This is a genomic window from Microbulbifer maximicatervae (SeqCode), from assembly GCF_052466985.1.
In genome coordinates, this window is the sequence record NZ_CP174298.1 from 4545106 (window position 1) to 4563775 (window position 18670).

Genomic DNA, 18670 nt, shown 5'->3' on the forward strand with positions numbered 1-18670 from the left:
TATTATTTAGGTACACGCTAAATCAATCTGCGGAATATGACAATTGCGAGTTGATTACTTGGTTAGAGCCGGGAAATAGTTTCTAAAAAATGAAAAAAAGGCCGGAAAATCCGGCCTTTTAAAATTTATGAAGAATTAATATCTACGGCGTGGCTGCACAAATACTGCGGTAGTTCGGCCAGGCAGAGTAAAGGTGCCGCTGCTCCTATCAAATTTTACTTTGTGCAGGCGTGAGTCTACTGATCGGCGCTGACGTGGGTGCTTGAACAGGTACTCACCAATAAGGTTTTCGCTGGTAAATTCCAATGATTCGTCATCGCCATTAAACAGCACCACAATACGTTCAAAGCGGCGATCGATGCTGCCACTGGAATCAGATAACTCCATCACAATCAGCCCAGGAATCTGGTCGGGTCCGGTGTTGAGGAAATTAAGGTGTGCCTCTACGGACTCTGCATCAGACAAGCGGAACAGGGGAGAGCTGTTGCGAATCGCCAGTTGCTCGCGGAATAGAGCAGAACTCCACAAGCGGTGCCGGCGCTCGGGAGCCAGTTCCGGGTTTGCCAGTAAAGGTTGCATCAGGGACCAGTTATCTTCATTTTTATCTGCGATAGGTAAACCCGCACCCCAATTATCGGTGGCGAGGCTGAAGTCCAGTGCATTAAACCAGTCACCGGAGTTGTAACTGTCCCGATCCATCGACTTTGAGCGCAGGAAATCCTGGCCTGCGTGGATAAACGGCACTCCCTGGGCGAACAGAACCAGGGAATTACTGAATGCCTGGATACGCACTCGTTCAGCCAAGTCGGCGCTGTCACTGGCTTTGATCTGTACTCCGTCGAACAGCGTCTCGTTGTCGTGGGCGGCAATATAATTAATGGATTCCTGCGGGTCGGCGGTATAGCCGGTGGGCTGGCCGTTATAGACCAGCTCGCTGCCGGTAATGATATTGCCGTTGGCATCTTCAAAAGGATAATCCGCCAGGTTGCCGGCGAGGGAAACGCGGACTTTATCTGCCAGGGTTAGCAGTGTGGCACGCTCATCTTCTCCCTCAAACTTACCGTTGTTGTCGGTGAACAGACCGGTACCAAAGCCCTGCTCCTCAAAGCCTCCGAAGGGGTTGCCACCACGAACGGAATCGCGCAGGCGATCGTTAAAGGTGCCGACACCGCTGCCGGCCATATTGCCCTGGCGGGCCTGTACAAAGCGAGCATCGTCAGCGACTTCACCAAAATTCCAGCCCTCGCCGTACAGATAGATAGCGTTGCCATCGACACCATCGGCTGCCGGGGTCAGTGATTGCAGTGCCGCTTGCGCTTTGAGGATATTGTCGAGGCTGTGGTGTCCCATCAGATCGAAACGGAAGCTGTCCACCTTGTAGGCCCGGGCCCAGGTGACCAGGGAATCGATCATCAGCTTTTCCATCATGGCGTGCTCACTGGCGGTATTTGCGCAGCAGCTGCTCATTTCCACACCGCCTTCCAGATTGCGGCGGTGGTAATAGCCGGGGACGATTTTATCGAGTACGGAGTTGTCGTATTGGCCATAGGAGCTGGTGTGGTTGTAAACCACGTCCATCACCAGTCGCAGGCCGGAGTGGGATAGCCCTTGCACCATTTGACGGAATTCGCGAATGCGCACAGGTCCATCGGGAGCGCTGCTATAGCTGCCTTCGGGGACCGTGTAGTGCAATGGATCGTAGCCCCAGTTAAAGCCATCGGTATCGCGAATAGCATCTACCTGGGCCTGCTGCTCGCTGCTGTCCGATGCGTAGTCTGAGAGATCGGGGGTTTGCTGCTGCTGCGTGCGATCCTCATTGACTGTGGCAAAGTCAAAGGCCGGCAGCAGGTGGATATGGGTGAGGCCGGCGCGGGCCAGTTTATTGAGGTGGCGCATGCCGTCGCTGTGCTTGCGGGTGAAAGCCTTGAAGGTGCCGCGCTCTGCTTCGGGGACAGTTTGATCCGCAATACTGAAATCGCGTACGTGCAGCTCGTAGACACTGATATCTTCCGGCTGGGTTAACTTGGGCTTGCGCAGGCGGTCCCAACCGCGCGGCTTCAGGTCCTGGTCATCCAGGTTGACGATCTGGCTTTTGCCGCTATTGATGGAGAGGCTCAGGGAGTAGGGGTCGGTGACCAGGTTGGTTTCAATCTGGCGGCTGAAGTAGGAATACACCTCGACCTCGTAGAGGTAAAAGCTGCGGTCCCACTGCTTATCGATATCGGCACTCCAAACCCCGGTAGATTCATCGCGCAGCATGGATACCGCGTGATCGGCGCTATCGCTGCTGGGGTCTGTAAACAGGTGCAGCTTTACTGCCCTTGCAGTGGGTGCCCAAAGATCGAGCTGGATTCTCTCCTCGCCGACACGGGCACCGAGTTCACCGTCGTAGTAGAAGCGATCATCGAGGGCTCCGGCCATCTGCACACCAGTCGCATCCAGTAACGTGCCCTCCGCATCGTAAGCGGCGAGGGCGAGTTGCTGGGTTACCAGATCACTAGTGGAAGCCTGCCCCGGCAATTGCCAGGCACTGAAACTGGCCAGGTGCGGGAATTTTTGTTGGGCGCTGTCGGGCAGGGTGGCGAGAGGGGTGAGATCGATGGTGCCATCGGAACGGATATCACCGTCCTCCAGTTTTAGCTCGGCGCTGTTGCTGTAGTGCAATTTAACCTTGGTGCCTTCCTGTACCTGGATATCCCAGGCAAAGCTGCTGGTATCCACCCAGTGAGCTTTATCGCTGCTCAGGTCACCCTTGGCGAAGCCGTCACTGCTGACGGTGACTTCTTTACTATTCGAGTCAAAAGCAAAGTAGATTTCGTCGTAATCGGCGACCACTGTAAAGCTGACGTTGGCTCCATTGTTGCCGTAGCTCTCCTCCCAGCCTTCGTGCAGTGCTACCTTGAATTCATAGGAACCGGCAGGAAGCGCTGAGGTGATAAAGGTGTAGGTGCCATCTCCATCGGGATCCTGCATCCAGCTGCGCAGACAACTGGGTTGCCAGTCTCCCGGACACCCCAGCAGGGATTGGAAGTTGCCGGCTACAGCGGCGACCACGCTACTGTGGTTGTCGGTGATCCAGTGACTCTCGTGGTCGTAGATAAATTTAACTTCGCGGGCCTCATCCAGGCTAAGGGAAATATTACCGCCGTCCCTCTGGCCGCCCCAGCCATAATTTTCATCCCAGCTGCTGTTGAGAGCGGCTTTGTACTCCCAGTTGCCGGCGGGTATCCAAAAGTTGCCTTGCCATTTGTCGTCTTCGCTGTCATAGCTGAGCAGGGTGGCGACACAACCTGGTTGCCAGTCGCCATCGCAGCCCAGTTGGCTTTGTAGGTTGCCGGGAATATTGACCTCTGTGGGGTCTGGTGTGTCAGATGCCCACACCGGTATTTGGATGGAGCAGAAGACTGCCCCCAGAATCAGCCCCGCCTTTGTGCCGGGCCCTGTAAATTTTGTTGTTGGCATAGCGCTTCCCATTTTTTTTGTACTTGTTGCGGTTCTCTCAGTTGGTATTGAATCGCAGTCACGCATTGACGGCCTCCCACCCCGAGGAGGTGGAGGTCTGGGGGAGGTGGTTGGGGGTGTCATAAAAGCTTTATAAATTCGTCACTTGGTGGAAACACCCGCAGGAGAAGATGCTTCTCGAGTAAACGCGATGGCGAAAGAAAAAGCCGGATCTATACTCAACTGATCGGGTTATGGTGAGTCGAGAAAGGTGATGCACTCGCTGTAATCGGATTCGAAGGCCGGCTTTTGCCGGCTTTGCTTTTTGTGGCGGGGCAATTACTAAGAGGCTTCCCGGGATTATCCTTGCTCCTATCCCCGGGTAGTGCTAATTTGCCCATAGCCCGCCAGGTACTATGGCGGAATCCAGAACTCAATGACTGCGGAGGATGATTGATGATTGTTGCAACCCTCCGTCGGGTCCAGTAGCAGCCTCCAGCTGCCCACGCCCGGCGATAGATTCCTAGACGTCGGGCTTTCCCTGAGAAAGCTCTGTTGGCCGCGTATCTGCGGTCGCTTGGTGCTTTGTTGCGCCCAGAGGGTTTCAATCTTGAGTAAATCTCACTTTACCCGCCGGTCTGTTAATAGATTCGGCACTAAATCCCCATCTATCAAAATTGAGCGGGAAGCTTCTCCGCTGCAAAAACTCGGCTGGAAGTCTTTTTTCCAACAGCAGCTGACGCTCGAAGAACTCGAACAGTGTTTGCCGCTGCGGGTTATGGCTGTACACCGCAGTCGCCTGGAATTGGCCGGCGAGCAGGGGGCTGTGTCCCTTCCGTTAAACGGGAGTCTTGTGGCTAATTTGCCCGCTGTGGGGGATTGGCTGTTGTTAGAGAAGAGCAGTGGATATTTCGTGCGTTTGTTGAGTCGCAGCAGCCAGTTTGAGCGTATGGCACCTGGGGGGCATCAGGTGCAGATGATCGCCGCCAATGTCGATAGTGTTTTTATTGTTTCGTCTCTGAATGATGACTTTAACCTCTCACGTATTGAGCGCTATTTGGCTCTGGCTCGGGAGTCTAGTTGCAGCCCACACCTGATACTGACTAAGACCGATCTGTGTGAAGATACAGCCCCTTTTCTTCAGGCATTGCGTCCATTCGGCGAATTACCCGCTGCACTGGTAAATAGCCTGGATCGAGAAAGCGTGGCACAGCTGCGCCAGTGGTGCTTACCTGGGGAAACTATCGCGCTGTTAGGTTCTTCTGGAGTGGGTAAATCCACTTTGCTAAATGCGCTGTCTGGCGAATCCCTGGCTGAGACTGGGACCATTCGTAAAGCCGACAGCAAAGGGCGCCACACTACACGGAAGCGCTCTCTTCACTCCCTGAGTTGGGGAGCGCTGTTACTCGATAGCCCTGGAATACGGGAGCTAGGATTGGTGCATGTTGAAGATGGCGTGGCGGAGACTTTTTCTGATATCGAGGCCTTGTCCAGAGAGTGTCGCTTTTCTGACTGCCAGCACCAGTCAGAGCCAGGCTGTGCGGTACAAGAGGCAATAACGGGCGATTCGCTGGATGATCGGCGCTTGCGCAATTGGCAAAAACTGCAACAGGAACTAAGCCGTAACGGTCAAACTCTCGCGCAGAAGCGGGCAGGGGAGAGAGCGCTATCCCAGATGTATCGATATGTGCAAAACCAGGCACGTAAACACAAATATTCAGAGGATTAATAGAACTGGCGCCCGGGAATTTTCCCGGGTGCTTCTCAATTAATGAGAGAGTTTTAACGTGACAACGCCTAAGATAATGAGCAAAACTCCCAGGTAGCGTCCAAGGCTGGTGGAGTCTCCAAAGAACAGCACCCCTACCGCAAAGGCTCCGGCGGCACCAATTCCAGTCCAGACCGCATAGGAAGTACCAATAGGTATCTCCCGCTGCGCCAGCCACAGAAGAAATCCACTGACCCCAATAAATACCACAGCCATAACCACACCCAGAAGGCGGGTGTTACTGCCCTGTGAAATTTTCAGTCCCAGCACCCAACCAATTTCGCATAGTCCGGCGAGTATTAAGTAGAACCAGGCCATGATATTCCTTTAAAGAGACTCGACGATTTGCTTTTAGCGGAGAAATCAATGTTGACATGTTAGTAAACAAGTCTTTCCCGTATTAGAACAGATATAGTTGAGAATAGCTGAGATGGCTTTATTGAAAGTCAGGTGGAGAGCTGTGCCTCGCTCCCATCCAGTAATTAATCTCAAAGTGCAGCCGGACCTGTTTGAGCTCTTAAAACGCTATCTATTAGTTACATTGCCAAGAGCATTGTTTCGGCGGAAGTTGGAGCATGCTAAATAAATAAAATCTTTACTGAGAGGACTTTGCATTGTTTTCCAGATGAAATCTGGAAAACGATAAAACTGTGCGAAAGTCTATTTAAATCAGAGCTCAAACTTGCGGGAAATGAATTTTTCTATATCATAGTAATGATAATTATTATCATTTGATGCTGATTCAATACCCCTGTAAATTTAAAATAACTATCAGATAAAGTAATTAACACTTATGTCAAATAGATTGCCACCTGAATGGGCAAAGCAAGATGCAATAATGCTCACTTGGCCCCATGCGGATACTGATTGGAAACCGATACTAAGCGAAGTAGAAGCAGTTTATGTTTCTATTTGCGAAGCTATAACTGCTCGGCAAAAACTGGTAGTCGTTTGTCATGATGAGGTTTTAAAAATACATATTAGCCAGTTATTACATGGGGCTGATGTAATAATTCAGAATATTCAGTTTGTTATTGTTGCCACAAATGATAGTTGGGCGAGAGATCATGGCCCAATTTCAGTAGTGAACAGCCAAGGAGAAGTTGTTGCTCTCGATTTTACGTTTAATGGATGGGGAAGCAAATACCCGGCTGATTTAGACAATCAGATTAACCAGGAAATGTTTAAGCAATTGGGTATCTGTAATTGGCGAAAAATTGACGTCGTTCTTGAAGGTGGAGCAATAGATGTTGATGAAAAGGGTAACCTTTTAACGACTGAGCGCTGTCTGCTAAATAAAAATCGTAACCACCGCATGACAAGAGCGGATATCGAGGGACTGCTAAAAACTGAGTTAGGTGCAAAGAATATTCTATGGCTGGATCATGGCGCATTAGAGGGCGATGATACAGATAGTCATATCGACACTCTTGCACGGTTCGCACCTGGCCAAACTATTGTCTATCAGGGCTGCAATGAAAGTGGTTATCGTTTTTTTGATGAGCTTGAGAAAATGAAGCAGAGTTTAGTACAAATGCGCTCACTTGATGGGCAACCATTTAATTTGCTGGAATTACCATGGCCTAGCGGACAAGTAAATGCAAGTGGCGAGCGTTTACCTGCCACTTATGCCAACTTTCTAATTATCAATGATGCGGTACTAGCTCCTATATATGATGTTGAAGAAGATACTGAGGCGTTACAAACTCTCCAGATGGCATTTCCAGAGCATCAGATAGTTACAGTTAATTGCCGGCCCATTATCGAACAGTTCGGTAGTTTGCATTGTTTAACTATGCAGATGCCGAAAAACCTCTTGACCAATTAGGCGTTAAAAATAATTTATTGCATCTAATCTAAAATTAAACAATCTAGCGAATTTATTAATGAGTAACATAGTTAAAGTGGCACTTGTTCAGCAAAATAACACTGTTAATTGCCAGCAAAACATTGATAGGTCAACTCAGGGAATACGTGCCGCAGCGAGTGAAGGCGCTGATTTGGTAGTGCTGCAGGAGTTGCATCGTAGCCTGTATTTCTGTCAGTCAGAAGATGTGAGTTTATTCGATTTAGCTGAGACGATCCCTGGACCCAGTACGGATTATTTTGGAAGGCTTGCAAAAGAACTCGGCGTGGTCATAGTGACTTCTCTATTTGAAAAGCGTGCTGCAGGTATTTATCACAATACTGCAGTGGTATTGGAAAAAGATGGCTCTATTGCTGGAAAGTATCGAAAAATGCATATTCCGGACGATCCGGGATTTTACGAAAAATTTTATTTCACGCCTGGTGATTTGGGCTTTGAAGTTATAGAGACGAGTATTGGCAAGTTGGGCATATTGGTTTGTTGGGATCAATGGTTTCCTGAAGCCGCTCGACTGATGGCAATGGCTGGAGCAGAATTACTGATTTACCCAACCGCAATTGGATGGGACCCGCGCGATGATGCGGCTGAGCAGCAACGACAACTTGAAGCCTGGAAAATTATACAAAGAGCCCACGCGGTAGCGAATGGCGTACCAGTTATTAGTTGTAATCGTGTGGGCCATGAAAGTGATTCTAGTGGAAGTTCTGCCGGCATTGATTTCTGGGGTAATAGCTTTATCTGCGGCCCACAGGGCGAGCTACTTGCCTGTGCAAGTGAAAGTGATGGTGAGATACTAATTGCGAATATAGATATGGGGAAAAGTGAACAAGTACGCCGTATTTGGCCATACTTGCGAGATAGACGTGTCGATCATTACCAAGACTTAACGAAAATTTACCGTGATTAAGAGTTGATAGTTTGGGTCTGCCAGATTTCCCAGAAATTAGCAGACCCAATTTACTAAATGGCTAGTGGTTCGCGACACTGCTGAAGTTGTTGAATTAGGTATCTATCTCTAGCTAGTGTTTCTTTACAGTCATTACCAAACCATTCCAGTGAAGCTTCAATGTTGCGGACTCTCTTGTCTGGATGTTGACTAATATGACTTACGAATTCCTGATAGTTAACAGCGCCATCAAACAGCGGGACAATACCTTCCCGCGAGCCAGAAGCAGAATATACATTAGCAGGCGAGAACACATTCAAGAATTCTGCAGAACTTACATTTTTTAAGTGGATATGATTAATATTATCTTTTAAAGCCTCAAAAGCTGGGATTACTTCAGTTTTTGATTCCCAGACATGGAGTACGTCAAAATTGATTTGAAGATTGTCACAAGCAACGCTCTGTAATAAATGCTTTGTTGCTGGGACGGAATCCGCATATGTATTGGGATGTGTTTCAATAATTAAGTTGAGATCATGTCGGGACATCCATTGACAGACCTTGCGCAACGTCTTTGTTAATCGTGCAAAGCCATGCTCAGATGTGTTTGCGCTTGCCTCGGAGCCGGCAAAAGTCCTAATTTTCTTAGCGCCCCAATGTTTTGCTAAGTAACATAAATGTTCTACTTGTTTATGTAATTCTGCTTCAGTGGCATATAGTGCTAAATAATCACTTAACATCGTGATTTTTAGGCCGTAGTCCGCCAACCAATCTTTATTGTATTCTGGTTGAGAGGCGAGATTTTTTGCGTGAGTTCCCCACAATTCAATACCCTGAAAATGATTATGCTTCGCCCACTTTGCCAAATGATCAATTGAAACCAGTTGGTGGCGAAAAGAGATTGTACAGATAGATAAAATCATATGCACACCTCATTGAAATGTTCTTTTCTAGTAATAGCTACATGGTTTTGCCATTGTTGAAATAATGTATGTAGCTGACGTTTGATTTTAAATTCTCGCTGATCTTGTTGATCCAGTAGCTGCATGATTTCAGTTTTAATATCTGTCGATGATTCGGATGGATAGTTTCCTTCAGTAGCGTAATTCGCAATTTTCATAGAACGAAATTGAATCTGTTTATAGGTGGAAACTAACTCTTCAATAATGTCGCACCATGTTTCAAATTCATCAAAATCCAAATTCAGCTGCAACATAAAATATGCTAAGCCATGTTCGTAGGCATACTTTCGAATAGCCAATACGGGAAGCTGAGTGAGAGCATGGCTCAAATTAGAGGGGCATAGCTGACTTTCAGGAGCCAAATGTGCCTTGACAATTTTTCGCACAGCATCCGTCATCGGATTGTTGTTTAAGTTCAAACAGGCAGTAAAATAGTCATGGATTGCCTGATTGGAGCTTGGTTTAATTTGGCTGCTATCAAAGATATAACCGCCAGCAACAGCATCCGACTCAATTGCGTGTAATACTTGTTTTTTATTTTGCTCTCCTTCCCAGCGAAAATCAGGATCCCACATAAATAACATTTCTGGATCTTGGCTATTTTCCAGCATTACGTAGTGAGGGAATGGATTCTGGTTAAACTTATTTTCGCGTTCTGGCAACCTATACATATCTAGCATTACCATTATGTTCTGACTGGCAGCTTTATTGTCTAGTAATGTTAGTAATGTCTTAATATTGTCACTTTTGGATAAGCCTTGGTTGTACCAGGACCTTACCTCGACACCATAAATTTTCTCGAACCAGTTTCGAAAGAAGTCATGGTTCAAATTCTCGGCGTGATAGTTGATACAATAATCATCATCAACTACAACATCGGCGTCCCATACGCCAAAATAAAATGGTCTATGGTCAACATGATCATTTGCTTTGATACTCTCGCATAGACAACTCACAAAACAATGTACTTTAATATCCTCAAACTCTTCTGTCTGCTCTTCAGCTTGTTCTGCTGGAGCTATTTCGACTCCTGATTTCTCTTGAGGATCGGTATCTTTGGGAGAAGCGCCATTCTCGCTCTTATAGTTAACCCGGCCTAATATAAACTCACTAAAGCTATCGACTGTATCAAAATCCTTCAAGTTCAAGGCTTCATCGGGTATATCAATTCCCAGCTTTAATTCCAAGCTAATAAGTACTTGCAGGATCAGTACGGAGTCAAGGTATAAATCTTCATTTAGCTTGGAGTGAAGCTGAACATCTTCTATATGTGTTAGATTCAACTCATTAGTAAGTATGCTCTGAATCGAATCTACTATTTCAGTCTTTTGCATAATTAATATATTGTTTGTTTATTCAATAGATAGCCCCTACTTACTAGTTGGCTCTTTCAGCTTGTTTTCCTTCACTGCTTCTATTTGTTCTGGTTAGTATGTTCTGTTGATAGTTCAGCGCAATCTGCTTGCGGTTCACTTTACTGTTAGCCATTCGCATTATCTCGTCGACCGGCTGTAATATTTGCGGTACCTGAAATAGTGCTAAGTGTTGACTGCACCATTGGCGTAGTTCGGCGGGGTCTATTGCTGGGGAAGCGACATACTGTAGGCAAACTCGTTGGCCTGCAAATTGATCATCTATCTTAAATACCACTACATCATTAACTTGCGGGTGTTCAAGTATGATATCTTCTACTTCTGCAGGATATACATTTAGGCCTGATACGATGATTGTGTCATCCATTCGTGCAAGAAAATGCAGTCGACCATTTTCACTCAAATAGCCGACATCCTGTGTTTTAACAGTTTTAATTCCTGATGCCGTTTTTACATAAGCAACTATCTCTTGCTGTTTATTGTCGAGATTACCACAGGTAATTTCGACATGAGGTAATGGCTTTCCTTGATCGTTAGCAGCAGATAAATCTTGTCCTATACTAATACAGCCCGCTTCAGAGCATCCATACTGTTGATATAAGTTTTCTACACGTGCCTGAATTTGCTCAAATACTTGTTGTGGCATAGTGGAACCTGAAGTCATAGCAGCAAATAGTTTGCTATTGGCCGGCCATAAACGTAATAATCCCTGCAACATTACCGGAGAAGAATACAAAAGCGGACGCTGAAAACTCTGCAGCTTCTTGATAAGGTATTTAGGGTTTATATTACTAATTATCAGTGGTGACTGCCCCCGATTCAGAGCAACCATTACGCCACAAATTAATCCATATGAATGGGTAACGGGACAAGCGACAACTGGAGTCATGCTATCCGGCTCGCTAAAAGCCTGGCAATAACTCTTTATCTCAATATCAATATCCGCCCAGCTTCGCAATATGCATTTTGGCTCACCTGTGGTGCCGGAGCTCATTTGAATAATACCTGCTTCTGATTTATTCAAATTAGTTGCCGATAGCTCAATTAATCCTGCTAAGTCGCCATAAATCAGCAATTCGCAGCCAGCCTTTTCTGCCATGCGCTTTGCAGTATCCTTTGGAACACTGGGGTGGATAGGCATGGCAGATATTTTCTTTGACTTTAAGTAATAACATAGAGTCAACCAAACAAAATTATCTTCAACACATACCGCAACAGCGTTACTCTCGTTAATAGTATTTATTGAGACATAGGACTGCTGTTGCTCGTTAAAGTCTTCTTTACTATAAAACTTATCATTTATTGTAAGCATAGGATTTTCCTGGTACTGCTGGCACTGATATTGATGTCTTGGAGGTTTCCTTTTGGGCATCATGTAAAGCAGCGTCTGCTAACGGATTTCTTATCTGATGATGAAATTCTGTTTCACGATTCCCTCGAAATTTCTTATCCAATAGTGATTCGGTTTTAATTTCCGGCTGGAATAAATCGATTTGGGCTATGCGCTTTTGATCAGTTAAGTTTGATTGCTGATAGTTTCTAAAGCTTTGATAAACTGATTTCCAGAATTCACTTTCTGGAAATTGGTAGTAATCTTCAAGTAATACGGCCAGGTCAGATAAATTAAAAACCAATAAGGTATCTACTAAAAGTTCGCGCAAAGCTTCGACACTTTCCATCCAATAATATTGGTTTGGCCCGCCAAAACTATATTCTTCCTCGAAGTCAGTAAAAGTAGGCGCTAATTCCGGTTGTGCTAAGTAATTGTGAACGTACTCCATGCTTTCATGAAAATCACGCACTATAACTTTTTCAGGCCAACCATCTTTATGTTGCAATAAGATATTTTGCCCGTGCGCCTCAATTGCAATACCGTGATGAACTAGTAAGTGCCATATGGGAATAACCACCTTTTCGAGCAGGTTCTCCAGCCAACTATGACAACCATATTCGGCAATCCAGGGCTCGATAAAAGGACTGCCATCTTGTTCTATTATACTTAGGGCTACAAAAGGTATTACATTTTTCTCATCACAGTATGAGAGGAGGCTCTGTCGAAAGATTACACCCAATTGACCATCAAGATTCTCAATCCATGCCTGATGTTCAGTGCCATCATTTGTAGGCCTTATTCCGGCGTACTCCGCCAGCAAAATCATATTTTGCTTCAGGTAGTTATCCGACTCCAGAATTTGTATTAACCAGTTTGATATAGCTGGTGCAGTACAAATAGTGTGACTTTCTATAGTGCGTAGTGAAGAAGTATTAATTATGTTCAGAGGTAGTTTTATATTAGCTTTTTCAGGATGGCTAATATTTAATAATGTACGAATAGAAATGCTGGCTTGATATTGATCGCCAGCCTCTCCAAGATAAAATACTTGTCCATCAGCGATAGCGGTCTCAAGTTTATCTTTTAAGTACTTCCACTGCCACGGATGAATTGGCATCAATGAAAATGCAGCGCTATCGGAAGTTAGATTTTTAACTTTTGTATTTAATTGCTGGTAACATTGTTCGCCAAGCTCAGCTTCCCAAAATATCTTTTCATTAACAGAATTAAATCTACGCTTCAAATAGCACCGTCTAATCGCCAACCAATGTAGTTGAAAATTATTGCCAAACTCTGGACCATAAAGTTTATGATCCAGCTCGCTAAACCCAGTTCGTGCCTTGAAGCATGGATGATAAGGATGCCCTTCATCAATTGCAGACTCTAACTGGGTATATGTTAATTCACGACGGCTTATATGACGGTTTAAATGCTTATTGTTCCACTGGCAAAGTTTAACAGTTTGTTCAAGCTCAATCGCTAGCTTTTTCTTTACTGCTACAGAAGCAGGCAAGTCCTCAATGAGGGCATTTAGTGTTATTGGTTGCCAATCAATACTTTGAGATTTATCTTTTATCCATTGTGCCTGAAATTTTGTATCTACATGCATTTCATTTCTTTGAGAAAAAAACATTTCTTCTGCATTGATTCTAATTCGACTAAAACCAGAAATTCTTCCTGAGGCACGATAAAAAGATCTTCCTAATGTAAAATAGAAAAAACCATCGTGATAAGAGTAATCACAAAGATGCTCGAACAATAATGCTTCCAGGAGCTGGCGAATCACTCTTTTTTCTTCAGCTAAGTAGCTGTCAGAATTTTTATAAGGAGAGATTTCTGGGTCTTGTTGAGATAAATACTGCCGTGGGTTAACTGTGAGCAAGAGTCACCTCGTTAACTTGCTTATGGGTAGTCAAGCTTTCTTGATGCAGGTCGAAGAAAGGATTTCGTATATTAGTGTAAACGGCTAATTCTTTTTCCGCTTCCAGCTCATCAACATCTTCAACGCGAGTTAGAAGATTTCCCTTGCAGGGAATACTAGAATTATTAAATAATCTATCTGTAAAGTTTTTGCCGACGCTTGTCAGTACCCTAGAATTTAGAAGATTAAGCTTGCTGTAACTTAATTGTAATAGTTTATTCTCATCAATAAGGCCATCTTGTCCCATACGGCCAATAATTGAGAATAACTGATTGACAAAAAGATAGTATCCAAACCGGTCTGCAATCATATTGTCAGGATAAAATAAGTCAGGATTATTCCTCAACTCAGGTACAGCTTCGAGCAACTCATCCTGCATTTTTTCTGACAAGTAGAAACCTTGATTGTCTCGATAGTAGTATCTAATTGGACAGTCATCATAAATAGTTAATAGAGAATTTTGTTGGTGAGCCTCTAAACCAATACCCTGACTATCGTAAAGTCTAATTGTTGGTTCAATTGCACATTGCCAATAACAATTAAACCATTTTAACGCTGCTTCTTCTACGCTAATGCCCTGCTTGGAAGCCAAGCTTAAAACTTGCTGCGCTAATTTAGACTGAGTTCCGGATAAGATAGGGTCTTGTACCAATGCAGCGATTGAAACTGTGGGTAGTTCTAGACTGTTTGAATCTTTACTGAATGGATTTTGCCGTATAATAGTTTCAAAGCCTGTTTCCTGCATATTAGGTAATTTAACAGTAATAAAGGCAGGATCTTCAATTAAAACAAACTGTGGAAACTTTTGCTTGAAGTTGCTTAATGAGAACAACTTTCCAACATTTAATCCCGGATCTAATTCATGAGCCATATTTTTTCTTAGCGAATTAGTTATTTTTACAGGAATCGAGAGCTTAATCATATAATTCAGCTCACTGCAGTACAAAGTGCGGACAGAAGAAGTGGGCGTAAACATCTTACCCATAAGACCTAAGTCGACAATTAATCCGTCACGTTGTAAATGTTGAACATAGTCCTGGTGTAACAGCCACTGTGCTTGTAGGGGGTGCACAGGTATTAGTTGTTTATCGATATCGATATCGATATCGGCCCCTAATATATTATTGATAATTTCCTCAACACTCTCGTCGAGTAAAGAATCTTGTTCCAGAAGATCTTTTGACACGGCAAAAAAGTGTAATTGAAATTTAGATTTCAATTCCGGCGTATACTTTTCATGTTGCCAAGAGTGAATGCCTTGGCGTGATTTGGGTGTAGGATGAAGCCAATGTCCAAATAACAGAGATTGCTCAGAACAAATATAATCGCAGCTATTAAGCGTAGGATCATCTAGTCGCTTAGTAAGATAATCCTGCATGATTTGAAGGCTTTCTAAAGTGCGATTTAATAGTTCTATTTTGTTGGCTGGAGTATTTGGCTTATTGTTTTGGTTATTATCTTTTGCATAAATGTTATCTATTAACATCATAATTGCAGAAGTAAAATCTATGGGTTGCCAATTCCATTGATTTGCTAATTTGCGATAGCTTTTAGTAAATACATGTCGGCCGACAATTGAACGATAAGAAGCTTCTAAAGCAAGTGTAACTCCAGTTCCGTTCAAATAAAGTTCTAGCGCATAACCATTTTCTTCTTCAAGAGCCACACCAGTTTGTAATTGCCAATCAGAGCTTGTATGCCAAACACCGGGGTCAACTTCTCTTATATATGCATTAGCAAATGCTTGAAAAGAAGCCTTTTCCGCCAGCTCTTTTGCGGTGAATGGCATGACGATATTCTCCTGGAGATACTAAGTAAAAGAACTTGCCTAGATGATAATGATACACATTCTCACCAGCAAGTAAGTTTACAATTGTTACTATTGTTTTAGAGCTGTATCTCACTTGGCGTTACTTAGACTGAAGTTTGATTCACTTTCAGCTTCGTAGGCCTGTATTGGTAGCAAAAATAGGCGGCCAACAAAAAGGTGCACCATTCTGCTAATGGCAGTGCAACAATAAATGATAAATCACTTATTGCTGCTGGTAATAAGTGCCAGCTGGGCAACATATAATAAAAGGCAATCAAAAATACGGCGGGGAATAATAAGCTGCGGTTAATAGCAATTAAAGCTGAAGGTTTTGGTTTGTGTATTGCTGTTAAGTAACAGGTTAAGACGATGTTAGTCCCATTAATTAAAAATAGTGGAAGCAACAATGGCAGCAATTGCATGCTGACTCGGGATATTTCCTGATCTTGTTCATTGGTAAACCAACTCAGAACAGTTTCTGGCCAAAAAACGAGCAGCGCAACGATTATGATACCCAGGCAGATGGTACTTAATATTGCAATTGACAAAAAAGATTTCACTCTATTTAAGTGCTGAGCGCCAAAATTTTGACTGACAACGATATGAAGTGCATCAGCTAAACCATAACTAAGCATGACACTTAAGAAAATGAAGTAATTGACCAGAGTAAATGCCGCTACACCATCTACGCCTAGCCGCATTATCATTAAAGTATTTAGAATGAAAAAAATAATACCGACAGATATCTCGTTTATAAACTCTGATATACCGTTATAAGCTGAGTTAAGAAGTAGTTTCCAGTTTCTTTGTTGTAATTCGAACTTAAGTGTTCTTTTCTTGCTAAAAAAATAACGGCTCAATACTAAAAATTGTATAACTTGTGCTATTGCAGTTGCATAAGCAGCCCCAGCTAATCCGAATTCCAAGCACACGATAAACCAGGCATCGAGAATAATATTGAGAACAGCGCCGATTACTAATGCACATGTGGCTAATACCGGATGGCCATCAGCACGTACAAAATAATACAGCACCATTGTGGTTAACTGTAAAATGAACACCCAGCGAATGACGTCGAAATATTCCCTTGCTAATACAGCAACCTGGGCTGAAATATTGAGTATTTCAAAAAGTAAATCATTGAAGGCTAAGCTGCCCAGCGCTAACAGAGTGTTAATAACCACAGCGGCAATAAGGGATTGGCTGAAGATGGCGTTTGCTGTTTTCGGATCTTTCTCACCTATGGCTTTACCTACGCTCACAGCCCCGCCTATTGCCAGCATGATGGCAATAGCTATCAACAAGGTGAAGTACGGGATCATTAGAGTGATTGCAGCGAGAGCGTCTGTACCTATGGTGTTGCCGACAAAAAAGCCATCAATCAGGTTGGCGCTTGTTATTGCAACTAAGCCGACTATTGAAGGTAGTACATAGTAAAAAAAAGTCTTGACGATACGACCGGAAAGCGCTGGATTTTGGGCTGACATTAAAGTGTCTCAAATCATGAGAAAATAGGTTCTAAGGCAGTATTATATATTCCACTTGTTGCAAATGATAGTGATTATCATTAATATCGGTAAATTTAGGTTGATACATAAAGCTGCATCGTGAAGTTTTGATGTTCTAAATGTGAATAGATTTGTGTTAGAGCCAATGCAATATTGTGTTGGACACTAAGCGTGCTAGTGGCGTGTCCCATGCAATGGTTGTACAGGAAGTGCGCAGCAGTATTGATGTTTTGCGGTGCTAAATGTCCTGGTAAGTCATATGTGTATCCATTGAAAATAGTTTAGAAAATGTACTATTAAAATTACTGTCAGACGTCAAAAGTAAGAGCTATGTGTAGGTTCCAGTCGGGTTCCTCCATATTAAGCTCGTCGGTGGGCGAGAGTATTTTTGCGCTATGAATAATTTTGGATTCAAAAAATTCAAGTTTTAATTTGGTTGTGGATAAGAGGCTGTTGTGGCAACTGCGCATATTTTAATATTGGAAAGTGATACTAAAATAAGCAGACAATTGAGCGGCACTTTGCAAAAGCAAGGATTTAATGTCACTCAATGTCAAGATGTTAGTGAAGGGTTAATGGTAATGCCCGCAGACTATTTTGATCTTATTTTAGTTAATGCGTTTTTGCCCACCAATGATGATTTATCACCTTTACAGGCTATACGTGGCTGGGGGCAAACGCCTGTAATTGTTCTCTCTTCAATTAATACAACGGCAAAAAGGATAGAGAGCTTTCGGCAGGGGGCTGATGATTTTATATCCAAACCGATTGATTCCACTGAGGTAGTGTTGCGTGTAAACGCAATATTGCGTAGGACTCACAAGGGGGAAAGTAACATTGAGGGTGAGATTGATATCGATCATTTAAGGTTATTAAAATCAAGGCAGCAGGTTTTTTATAGGGGAGATAATTTAGCGTTTACACCTATTCAGTTTCGATTACTTTGGATACTCGCTGAGAACCGATTCAAGGTAGTTAGTAAGCAATTTTTATATCGTGCAGTTCTCAACAGGCAATTTTCCCGTTATGATCGAAGCCTTGAGATGCATCTTAGTCGTATCAGGAAAAAGTTTATTGAAGTTGGTATATCGGCTGACCGCTTTGCTACGATTCATGGCAAAGGTTATAGATTTTCATAATAAAAGACTAGCTTAAGTTAAACGATAAATTTAGGTGTACTAAGTATCGGTTTGGGCATTATTCAAGTATTTTCTCCTTTCTAAAATTATAATCAGGCTTGTTTAACATTAGCAAGCTTAAAGCTGTCTTTGAGTTCAAAACGTTTTAATTATCGACGGTTTTTATTAGCTATTATGCTGCCGTAACAATTGTAAAAGTGGTTTTTTTTGGCCATGAAAGCAATTAACATCTTTGATAATGATTATCATTACCAAAGATGTTAATTGCTGAATACATCTTTTCGTTTAAAAGTTGGCTCGGCATAAAGTGATTTAATTAAGAAGTGGGGATATGAGCACTATTAATAAAGTTGAGGCTGAGCATGATAGCCAATTTTTAGCTTTTTCAACGGTAATTCACATTGACAGTGAGAGGATGATTAGGCGTTTATGTAAGCACTTCGCTCACAAAGTTAATGCCCACTGGAGCAGCGATTGCGGCCATATTGAGTTTGATATGGGTTTCTGTGATATGAACGGAAGTGGAGATCAATTGGATTTGCGTTGTGGTGCTAACTCTGATGAGGAGTTAAAAGAGATCATAGATTGTATTGATTCCCACTTCTTACGATTTGCGCAAGGTGTGGAATGTTCACTTCAGTGGAATCTAATGAATTTTTAAT

The 18670-nt window shown here is 43.5% G+C and carries 13 protein-coding genes; 5 read left to right on the forward strand and 8 right to left on the reverse strand.

The window, feature by feature from the left end; genetic code table 11:
* Positions 1-135: 135 nt before the first annotated feature.
* A complete protein-coding gene (gene pulA, locus ACJJI3_RS20060; RefSeq protein WP_444940715.1) occupies positions 136-3462 on the reverse strand; it encodes a pullulanase-type alpha-1,6-glucosidase in 3327 nt (1108 codons plus the stop codon).
* A 589-nt stretch (positions 3463-4051) separates the two neighbouring features.
* On the opposite strand from pulA, the gene rsgA reads away from it, so the two are divergent.
* A complete protein-coding gene (rsgA, locus tag ACJJI3_RS20065; RefSeq protein WP_444940716.1) occupies positions 4052-5170 on the forward strand; it encodes a ribosome small subunit-dependent GTPase A in 1119 nt (372 codons plus the stop codon).
* A 39-nt stretch (positions 5171-5209) separates the two neighbouring features.
* Here rsgA and ACJJI3_RS20070 read toward each other — a convergent pair whose 3' ends face one another.
* Positions 5210-5527, reverse strand: a complete 318-nt coding sequence (locus ACJJI3_RS20070) for a DMT family transporter (RefSeq protein ID WP_108734565.1) — start codon at positions 5525-5527, stop codon at positions 5210-5212.
* Between the two features lie 475 nt (positions 5528-6002).
* Here ACJJI3_RS20070 and ACJJI3_RS20075 point away from each other — a divergent pair, with 475 nt between their 5' ends.
* Both ACJJI3_RS20075 and ACJJI3_RS20080 read left to right on the forward strand, forming a co-directional pair.
* Complete coding sequence (locus ACJJI3_RS20075; RefSeq protein ID WP_444940717.1) at positions 6003-7037, forward strand: agmatine deiminase family protein; 1035 nt, start codon at positions 6003-6005, stop codon at positions 7035-7037.
* A 58-nt stretch (positions 7038-7095) separates the two neighbouring features.
* On the forward strand, positions 7096-7983 hold the full coding sequence (locus ACJJI3_RS20080) for a carbon-nitrogen hydrolase (protein WP_444940718.1): 888 nt from the start codon (positions 7096-7098) through the stop codon (positions 7981-7983).
* 53 nt (positions 7984-8036) lie between these two features.
* Here ACJJI3_RS20080 and ACJJI3_RS20085 read toward each other — a convergent pair whose 3' ends face one another.
* The 6 genes from ACJJI3_RS20085 to ACJJI3_RS20110 all read right to left on the reverse strand — a co-directional run bounded on the left by ACJJI3_RS20085 (position 8037) and on the right by ACJJI3_RS20110 (position 16848).
* Entirely contained in the window at positions 8037-8885 is an 849-nt protein-coding gene (locus tag ACJJI3_RS20085) for a sugar phosphate isomerase/epimerase family protein (protein WP_444940719.1), read from the reverse strand.
* Positions 8882-10258 carry a DUF6005 family protein gene (locus ACJJI3_RS20090; RefSeq protein ID WP_444940720.1) on the reverse strand — a complete coding sequence of 459 codons (1377 nt, stop codon included), beginning with the start codon at positions 10256-10258 and terminating at the stop codon, positions 8882-8884. Before ACJJI3_RS20090 ends, ACJJI3_RS20085 begins: the two co-directional genes overlap by 4 nt.
* Positions 10259-10301: 43 nt before the next feature.
* Positions 10302-11609, reverse strand: a complete 1308-nt coding sequence (locus tag ACJJI3_RS20095) for an AMP-binding protein (protein WP_444940721.1) — start codon at positions 11607-11609, stop codon at positions 10302-10304.
* Entirely contained in the window at positions 11593-13512 is a 1920-nt protein-coding gene (locus tag ACJJI3_RS20100; protein ID WP_444940722.1) for an IucA/IucC family protein, read from the reverse strand. Before ACJJI3_RS20100 ends, ACJJI3_RS20095 begins: the two co-directional genes overlap by 17 nt.
* Positions 13499-15340, reverse strand: a complete 1842-nt coding sequence (locus ACJJI3_RS20105) for an IucA/IucC family protein (RefSeq protein WP_444940723.1) — start codon at positions 15338-15340, stop codon at positions 13499-13501. The genes ACJJI3_RS20100 and ACJJI3_RS20105 overlap by 14 nt, the downstream gene beginning before the upstream one ends.
* A gap of 125 nt (positions 15341-15465) precedes the next feature.
* Positions 15466-16848: an MATE family efflux transporter gene (locus ACJJI3_RS20110; RefSeq protein ID WP_444940724.1), complete on the reverse strand. Its 1383-nt coding sequence runs from the start codon at positions 16846-16848 to the stop codon at positions 15466-15468.
* A gap of 476 nt (positions 16849-17324) precedes the next feature.
* Between ACJJI3_RS20110 and ACJJI3_RS20115 the strand changes: the two genes are divergently transcribed.
* Together ACJJI3_RS20115 and ACJJI3_RS20120 are read left to right on the forward strand one after the other, a co-directional pair.
* Positions 17325-18008 (forward strand): response regulator transcription factor, encoded by a 684-nt coding sequence (locus ACJJI3_RS20115; protein ID WP_444940725.1) that lies wholly within the window; start codon positions 17325-17327, stop codon positions 18006-18008.
* Between the two features lie 331 nt (positions 18009-18339).
* Complete coding sequence (locus ACJJI3_RS20120) at positions 18340-18669, forward strand: DUF2218 domain-containing protein (RefSeq protein WP_444940726.1); 330 nt, start codon at positions 18340-18342, stop codon at positions 18667-18669.
* Position 18670 lies beyond the last annotated feature (1 nt).

What these genes read in the sequence shown, in the direction of transcription:
- pulA (WP_444940715.1), bottom strand. Translation starts at nt 3,462, where the DNA reads ATGCCAACAACAAAATTTACAGGGCCCGGCACAAAGGCGGGGCTGATT.
- ACJJI3_RS20070 (WP_108734565.1), bottom strand. Translation starts at nt 5,527, where the DNA reads ATGGCCTGGTTCTACTTAATACTCGCCGGACTATGCGAAATTGGTTGG.
- ACJJI3_RS20075 (WP_444940717.1), top strand. Translation starts at nt 6,003, where the DNA reads ATGTCAAATAGATTGCCACCTGAATGGGCAAAGCAAGATGCAATAATG.
- ACJJI3_RS20080 (WP_444940718.1), top strand. Translation starts at nt 7,096, where the DNA reads ATGAGTAACATAGTTAAAGTGGCACTTGTTCAGCAAAATAACACTGTT.
- ACJJI3_RS20085 (WP_444940719.1), bottom strand. Translation starts at nt 8,885, where the DNA reads ATGATTTTATCTATCTGTACAATCTCTTTTCGCCACCAACTGGTTTCA.
- ACJJI3_RS20090 (WP_444940720.1), bottom strand. Translation starts at nt 10,258, where the DNA reads ATGCAAAAGACTGAAATAGTAGATTCGATTCAGAGCATACTTACTAAT.
- ACJJI3_RS20095 (WP_444940721.1), bottom strand. Translation starts at nt 11,609, where the DNA reads ATGCTTACAATAAATGATAAGTTTTATAGTAAAGAAGACTTTAACGAG.
- ACJJI3_RS20105 (WP_444940723.1), bottom strand. Translation starts at nt 15,340, where the DNA reads ATGCCATTCACCGCAAAAGAGCTGGCGGAAAAGGCTTCTTTTCAAGCA.
- ACJJI3_RS20110 (WP_444940724.1), bottom strand. Translation starts at nt 16,848, where the DNA reads ATGTCAGCCCAAAATCCAGCGCTTTCCGGTCGTATCGTCAAGACTTTT.
- ACJJI3_RS20120 (WP_444940726.1), top strand. Translation starts at nt 18,340, where the DNA reads ATGAGCACTATTAATAAAGTTGAGGCTGAGCATGATAGCCAATTTTTA.